Origin of the sequence: Sutterella seckii, assembly GCF_009183815.1 — a bacterium.
GTDB classification, from domain to species: domain Bacteria; phylum Pseudomonadota; class Gammaproteobacteria; order Burkholderiales; family Burkholderiaceae_F; genus Sutterella; species Sutterella seckii.
Window position 1 is genome coordinate 1 of record NZ_WEHX01000117.1, and the last position, 6,342, is coordinate 6,342.

A 6,342-nucleotide genomic window follows, 5' to 3' on the forward strand; every position below is an offset into this window, starting at 1 on the left:
TCTGTTTTGTCGCTCTTATTTCGCCGGAATTGAAAGAGAAGAATTAAATTCTTTTCTTTCGGCTTCAATAAGCGCGAACTTCGTAAAATTTTTGAGTCTTCGGAATCGTGAAATTCCGATGCTCCTCAGGAGCTCCTCAAGCTTTCCGATGTTCACACTTATCGGTTCGTTGAATCTGATTTTTAAAGAACTTTTCGCTGTTTGATCAGCGAAGGATCGAAATCATATAGAAGTCGTTTCCTTTTGTCAAGCGCTCTAGAAGAAATCTTTTAGTTTGCTTCCCGGAGCTCTTTTTTTGCTGCCTCGTTTCCGAAGCAGGACGCGAATTATGAAGATCCTTTCACCTTTTGTCAAGAGTCGCGGAAAAATATTTTTAAAAGAGCTCTGCTCTCTGCCCTACACTGAACGCCTGACTTGAATTTCCCCTTTGTTTTTTCCTGAATACATCGCTTATGCAGCTCTCATACCGCATCACGCCGGATCCCCTTCATCACCGCTATCACGTGACGCTCCCGCTCGACCTCTCTCACCTTGAGGAAGAAAGCATCCGTCTCGAAATGCCCGTCTGGACGCCGGGAAGCTACGTGCTTCGCGAATATTCCGGCCGCGTCTGCGACATTCATGCTGAGTCCGCAGGCGTTCGCATTGAGCTCGAACAGATCGGGAAAGCCGAATGGCGCCTTCACTCGGATGAGATTCCGGATCTTTCCCGGGTTGAGGTTCATTGGTCCGTTTTTGCCTATTCAAAAGGCATTCACGACGCCTGGCTCGATGCTGACCGCGGGTTCATCAACCCGCCCGCGCTCTTTCTTCATCCGGCAGCCATCCCTCAGGGAACCCTTTTCAGCGTTCTCTTTGATGCGAAGGACTGGGATGTCCACTCCGCGCTTGATGCTCTTCAAACCCCGGACGGAACATCCTGGCAGGCAAAATCGCTTGACGAGCTTCTCGATTCCCCTTTTGTGCTTCTGCCGAAGAAAGGCGCAAAGGCGACGATCTTTACCGTGGATAGCGGATGCGTTCCGCATGAAGTCATCATCACGGGGACCTCGAGCCTCAACACCAAGCGGATTGCTGAAGACCTCAGGAAGATCTTCGACGCCGCCAACTTTTTCTGGCATGACCCGAAGGGGATTGCCGAGCCCCGGGCGCCCTTCAGCCGGTACATGCTCTACCTCCATCTCGAGCCCGGTCTTTACGGCGGACTCGAGCACAGTGCCGGCACGGTGCTTCTCGAAGACGTGAATGCGCTTCCTGCCGCAGGAGAAGCAGAGCCCCCGAAGCGCTACGACGAATTTCTGATTCTCGTCGCGCACGAATACTTTCACGTCTGGCTCGTAAAGCGCCTGAAGCCTTCAGGATTCCTCCCCTATGATCTTTCACGCGAGGAATACACCCATGATCTCTGGATCTTCGAAGGGTTCACTTCCTACTATGAGAGCCTTCTCGCGCGAAGAGCCCGCGTCATTTCCGAAGAGGACTATCTCAGACACCTCGCCGAACGCATGAACTTCGCGCTCACGCGCGAAGGCTTTGACGCCATGACGCTCGCCGAATCGAGCTTCAATGCCTGGGTAAAGCTCTACCGTCAGACGGAAGACTCTCCCTATTCGCAGATCTCCTACTACACGAAGGGTGCGCTTGCCGCGCTCATTCTGGATTCGGAAATCCGGCGCCTTACCGGGCGGAAGGAAACGCTCGAGTCTTTCCTGCAGGCCTGGTACTGCTCAGCGGCCGACGAGATCCGTCAGGGCGCCTGGAAAGGACTTCCCGACGGAGGCATCGGCGAACTCTTCAAGTCGCTCATCCATGTCGACCTGAGCGAGCTCCTCGGGAAGCTTGTTTACGAAAAGGGGAATCGCTCCTTCTGGATTGATGCGGTTGAAAAGGCGCTCAATCTTCAGGGGCTTCAGACAGAAGCCGACCCGACAGTCCCGGCAGCGCTGAGACTCGCCGGCATCCATCCCGGAAAGAAGGGTGGAGCGGTTGCCGCGGGCTATGTCGTCTCCTCATCCCCGGCCTTCGCTGCCGGACTTTTCGCCGGCGACGAAATCATTGCGGTCGACGAGGAGAAGACGGACGCGAGCGTATTTGAGCGCCAGATTGAACGCGCCCGCGGCCGCAGGGTGAAGATTCATTTCTTCCGGGGGCCGAGGCTTCTCTCGGGCGTCCTTGACCTCAAGTCCCGTCCCGATTCCGAATTCCTCGGGCTTCTTCCGAAGCGCATCGTTCCCCTTCAGAAGAGCGAAGGCTGAGCTTCCTGCTCTTTCATCCCATTCCAGTCAATGAGCGGTTCGCTTCTCTTTGCGAACCACTCATTGGCCTTGGCAAAGACATGCGACTTCATGAAGGCGTCGTCTCCCCGCGCGGCGGACAAAGGCGACGGATGCGAAGCCGCGAGAACCTTGTGGCGCTCCGCGTCAATCAGGGGCAGGAAAAGCTTCTGGGAGGGCTTCCCCCAGAGAAAGAAGACGAGTCCCTCGCGTTCATCGGAGAGCGTGCGGATGATTTCCGTCGTGAGGCGCTCCCATCCCCAGCCGGCATGCGAGAGAGGGAGGCCTTCCGCAACCGTCAGAATGGGATTGATGAGAAGGACGCCCGCTTTTGCCCAGTCCGTGAGGTCGCCGTTCGTGCGGACGGGACCGCCCTCGGCCGCCACCTTGAAGATGTTTCTGAGCGAAGGCGGAAGCTTTTCCCCGGCCGGCACCGAAAAGGCGAGCCCGCAGGCCTTTCCCGGCGTATGGTAGGGATCCTGCCCGACGATGACGGCGCGCACCGACTCAAAGGGCGTGAGTTCAAGCGCCCGGAAGGCATGAGGCGGATAGACGTTTCGCTTTTCCGCCGCGAGGCGCCTTGCGAGCTCACGGCCTTCGGGCGACGCGAGAAAAGCTTCGACGAGCGTTTTCCAGCGGCCGGTGAGGCCTGCGGGAGATAGATCGGATCTCGCAAATTCCATCAGTAGCTCGACTGGCTCAGATGCCGGTTGGTGAGAATGTTTGTTCTCAGGCGGTAGTAGCCGATCCTGCAGGCAAGCTCGGCATTGGCTTCCACGCGCTTGTTCCCCTTCGTCGTAATCCCGACGAAATCGCATTCGCGCTTCACAAAGGTCTCAAAGCTCTGTCCGGAGAGAATGAACTTATTCCAGCGCGTGCGCGTGCCTGAAGGCTTGTCGAGCGCCTTGGCGTAGGACGCCACCCGGTCGGTGACGTCCTTATAGGTCGCCTGCACCATCTCGAGCTCCATCGCGAGGCACTTTCCGCGCGCCTCCTGGTCGTCGCCCTGAACGGCGCCGTAGCACTGCGCCACGGCTTCCGCCGTGGGTGGCTCTTTCTGCGGCGCCGCAGACACGGCAAACGGAACGAGAAGCGCAAATCCCAAGAGCGCCTTCAGCATGCTTCGAGCTCCTTCAGAAGCCGGGCGCAGGCCCGGCCGGTATCGGGGAAAATTTCCGTGAATCCTTCCGCTTTTGCCCAGGCGGCAAGCGGAATGCCTTCGTTGTAGCCTGACTCCACGAGAAGGGCGCGCACGCCGGCAGCGCGTGCGGCAAGGGCGTCGTTTCTGCTGTCGCCCACCATGGCGCATTCGTCGGGTCTGACTCCCGCCTCCTGCATGGCGCGTTCGATCATGTCGGGCCAGGGCTTGGGACGCGCGGCGCCGCCACTGCCGATCACGCCGTCAAAGGCGTCCTCAAGTCCGCGCTCGGCAAGAAACGCTTTTGCGAGGGACTCTTCCTTATTGGTAACGAGCCAGACGGCAACGCCTTTCTGCTTGAGCTTCGCCACGCCCTCAAAGGCGCCCGGGATCAGCGCAATGCGGCTTCCGTCCATGCCGGACCAGATTTCAACGAGTTCCTTCAGCAGCTGATCCTCCGACACTTTGGAGAGATCCGCTCCGGCGGCAGCCCACCAGCGCATGAGCCTTTCAATGAGGACGCGAACGCCACCGCCGATCATGACGGCGACAACCTCGTCGGGCACCGGCGCAAAGCCTTCCTTCCGGGCGAGGCGCCTCACGCCTTCGGCGATCTCGGGGAGCGAGCTCACCAGCGTCCCGTCCAGATCAAAGCAGACCGCACGGATCATGAGCGGTCTCCAAGCGCGGCAACCGCTTCCTTCATGCTGCGGATCACCTTCGCATAGCCCTCGGGCGACCCGGCGCCGAAGACTGCGGAACCCGCGACAAAGGTATCGGCGCCCGCCGCGGCGATGCGGGCAATGTTGCCGGGCTTCACGCCGCCGTCGATTTCGAGCGCGATTTCGCGGCCGGTTTCGGCCTTGTAGGCATCGAGCTTCTCGCGAAGCGCCATCGTCTTTTCAATCGTCGACTCGATGAAGCTCTGTCCCCCGAAGCCCGGGTTCACGCTCATGAGAAGCACCACGTCGATCCGGTCGAGCTCGTAGTCGAGGTAGGAGAGCGGCGTCGCGGGATTGAAGACGAGCCCCGCCTTCTTCCCGGCATTGCGGATCAGCTGCAGCGACCGGTCGATATGCTTCGTTGCCTCGCAGTGGAAGGTGATGATGTCCGCGCCTGCATCAATGAAGCTCGGAATCAGCGCATCCACGGGTTCGATCATCAGATGCACATCGATCGGAAGGGTTACATGCGGGCGGATCGCCTTCAGAACGAGCGGCCCCACCGTGAGATTCGGCACATAGTGGTTGTCCATCACGTCGAAATGAATCCAGTCGGCGCCGGCAGCGGCAACGTCGCGAACTTCTTCGCCAAGGCGCGCAAAATCCGCAGAAAGAATGGACGGAGCAATGCGGCAGGTGCGCATGAAGAAGCCTCCGGAGAAAAGAAGATTAGAGAGGAAGAGGAGTGCCCCGGGAAGAGCGGAAGACACGCTTCCTCGAGCGCTCTCCTGACCCGGCTCTCCCAAAGCCGGCTTCAGTATATCTGCGCTCGCCCCCGGAGAACCTGATTGGGCTTCATGGAAAGCGTGCGTTTCCGTAAGTCTGGCGACCGCGGTTAGACTTCTCTCCTTGATTTGTCCCTTCCGGTCTTTTCGGGTGCCTCATGGCTTTTCCTTCAAACTCCCGCGCATTTCTTCCCGGCGCGAGGCGCGCCGCCTCGCTTCTTCTTCTCGCCGCCCTCGGGCTCATCTCGGCCTGCACGACCGTAGAAACGCCCCCGGAAAAGAAGCCTCTCGGAACGACCTTCGAAGCGCAACCTTTTGAAAAGCTCCCCCCGGCGCCGGCGGGCGCCTGGAGCGAGGCGCTCTCCGCCTTCAATCTCTCCTGCACCCGGCTCTCGAGCGCCCCGTGGAACGAACTCTGCGCGAAGGCGAAGCTCGAATCCCCGGAACGCGCGGAAGCCTTCTTTGCCGAAAACTTCACGCCCTGGGCAGTGGAAGTCCCCGGCAAAGGCGATGAGAGGACGGATACGGGCCTCATGACCGGGTACTACGAGCCGCTCCTGCACGGAAGCAGGGTCCGCGGCAAGAAGAATGCCTATCCGATCTACGGGGTTCCCGATGATCTCCTCATCATCGATCTCGCGGAGCTCTATCCGGAACTCAAGGGCAAGCGCCTTCGCGGGAAGCTCGACGGCCGCCGGGTCATCCCCTACGACCAGCGGGGCGTCATTCAGGATCGACGCGACATGGAGAAATGGGCGATTGCCTGGGTGGACGACCCGGTCGACGCCTTCTTCCTTCAGGTTCAGGGGTCGGGAAGAATCGAGCTCCCGGACGGGACCTTCATGCGCGTGGGATTTGCCGACCAGAACGGCTGGCGCTACCGCTCGATCGGCAGCTGGCTCATCCGCGAGGAAGGCCTCAAGCCCCATGAGCTCTCGATGCAGAGAATCCGCGCCTGGGCGAAGGCGAACCCCGGCAAGGTTAAGAAAGCGCTTGCGCAGAACCCGAGCTTCATCTTCTTTGAAGAGCGCTCGGGCGACCCGGCGCTCGGGCCCGTCGGCGCCCAGAGCGTTCCCCTGACGCCGGAGGCCTCGGTTGCCGTCGACCCGAGCCGCTGGCGCTTAGGCACGCCCTTCATGATCGAGGCGGAGCAGGACCGGCCGCAGCTTCGCCTTGCGCGCCCCGTCATCGCTCAGGATACGGGGGGCGCCATCAGGGGGCGTTCTGCGCTTTGATTATTTCTGGGGCTTCGGCGACAAGGCGGGCGAAGCCGCCGGCCGGCAGAAGAGCCGCGTGCGCGCCTGGGTATTGGTTCCGAAGGGCCTCGTCCCCGCGGACATCCTCCCGGGCGGCGCCCATGCGCCGCGGTGAGGCCGGTCGGGAATAAATCGGGTAGGAGGCATGGGATTAGTTCCCATGCCGTCCTCCCACACCACCGTACGTACGGTTCCGTATACGGCGGTTCCTAGTATCAAGGCTTAACG

Annotated in this window: 8 protein-coding genes; 4 read left to right on the forward strand and 4 right to left on the reverse strand. The window is 60.1% G+C overall.

Annotation, left to right across the window (positions count from 1 at the left end):
• The coding region (locus GBM95_RS12795; protein WP_226963288.1) for a hypothetical protein at window positions 1-205 on the forward strand (205 nt) is incomplete at its 5' end.
• Window positions 206-452: 247 nt separating this feature from the next.
• Entirely contained in the window at window positions 453-2,255 is a 1,803-nt protein-coding gene (locus tag GBM95_RS10725; RefSeq protein ID WP_152159088.1) for a M61 family metallopeptidase, read from the forward strand.
• On the opposite strand, the gene GBM95_RS10730 is transcribed toward GBM95_RS10725, so the two are convergent.
• Genes GBM95_RS10730 through rpe form a run of 4 tightly spaced genes read right to left on the reverse strand, consistent with a single transcriptional unit; the run spans window position 2,237 to window position 4,777 of the window.
• Window positions 2,237-2,956, reverse strand: a complete 720-nt coding sequence (locus tag GBM95_RS10730) for a uracil-DNA glycosylase (RefSeq protein ID WP_152159089.1) — start codon at window positions 2,954-2,956, stop codon at window positions 2,237-2,239. The two genes, GBM95_RS10725 and GBM95_RS10730, sit on opposite strands and share 19 nt — an antisense overlap.
• On the reverse strand, window positions 2,956-3,393 hold the full coding sequence (locus GBM95_RS10735) for a DUF1311 domain-containing protein (RefSeq protein ID WP_152159090.1): 438 nt from the start codon (window positions 3,391-3,393) through the stop codon (window positions 2,956-2,958). The genes GBM95_RS10730 and GBM95_RS10735 overlap by 1 nt, the downstream gene beginning before the upstream one ends.
• Entirely contained in the window at window positions 3,387-4,082 is a 696-nt protein-coding gene (locus GBM95_RS10740) for an HAD family hydrolase (protein WP_152159091.1), read from the reverse strand. Before GBM95_RS10740 ends, GBM95_RS10735 begins: the two co-directional genes overlap by 7 nt.
• Window positions 4,079-4,777 (reverse strand): ribulose-phosphate 3-epimerase, encoded by a 699-nt coding sequence (gene rpe / locus GBM95_RS10745; RefSeq protein WP_152159092.1) that lies wholly within the window; start codon window positions 4,775-4,777, stop codon window positions 4,079-4,081. Before rpe ends, GBM95_RS10740 begins: the two co-directional genes overlap by 4 nt.
• Before the next feature lie 239 nt (window positions 4,778-5,016).
• Between rpe and mltA the strand changes: the two genes are divergently transcribed.
• Window positions 5,017-6,093, forward strand: coding sequence for a murein transglycosylase A (gene mltA, locus GBM95_RS10750; protein ID WP_264298100.1), 1,077 nt, complete (start codon window positions 5,017-5,019; stop codon window positions 6,091-6,093).
• Window positions 6,032-6,229 carry a 3D domain-containing protein gene (locus tag GBM95_RS13060; RefSeq protein WP_264298101.1) on the forward strand — a complete coding sequence of 66 codons (198 nt, stop codon included), beginning with the start codon at window positions 6,032-6,034 and terminating at the stop codon, window positions 6,227-6,229. The genes mltA and GBM95_RS13060 overlap by 62 nt, the downstream gene beginning before the upstream one ends.
• The last annotated feature ends 113 nt before the right edge of the window (window positions 6,230-6,342 follow it).

What these genes read in the sequence shown, in the direction of transcription:
- GBM95_RS10725 (WP_152159088.1), top strand. Translation starts at nt 453, where the DNA reads ATGCAGCTCTCATACCGCATCACGCCGGATCCCCTTCATCACCGCTAT.
- GBM95_RS10730 (WP_152159089.1), bottom strand. Translation starts at nt 2,956, where the DNA reads ATGGAATTTGCGAGATCCGATCTATCTCCCGCAGGCCTCACCGGCCGC.
- GBM95_RS10735 (WP_152159090.1), bottom strand. Translation starts at nt 3,393, where the DNA reads ATGCTGAAGGCGCTCTTGGGATTTGCGCTTCTCGTTCCGTTTGCCGTG.
- GBM95_RS10740 (WP_152159091.1), bottom strand. Translation starts at nt 4,082, where the DNA reads ATGATCCGTGCGGTCTGCTTTGATCTGGACGGGACGCTGGTGAGCTCG.
- rpe (WP_152159092.1), bottom strand. Translation starts at nt 4,777, where the DNA reads ATGCGCACCTGCCGCATTGCTCCGTCCATTCTTTCTGCGGATTTTGCG.
- mltA (WP_264298100.1), top strand. Translation starts at nt 5,017, where the DNA reads ATGGCTTTTCCTTCAAACTCCCGCGCATTTCTTCCCGGCGCGAGGCGC.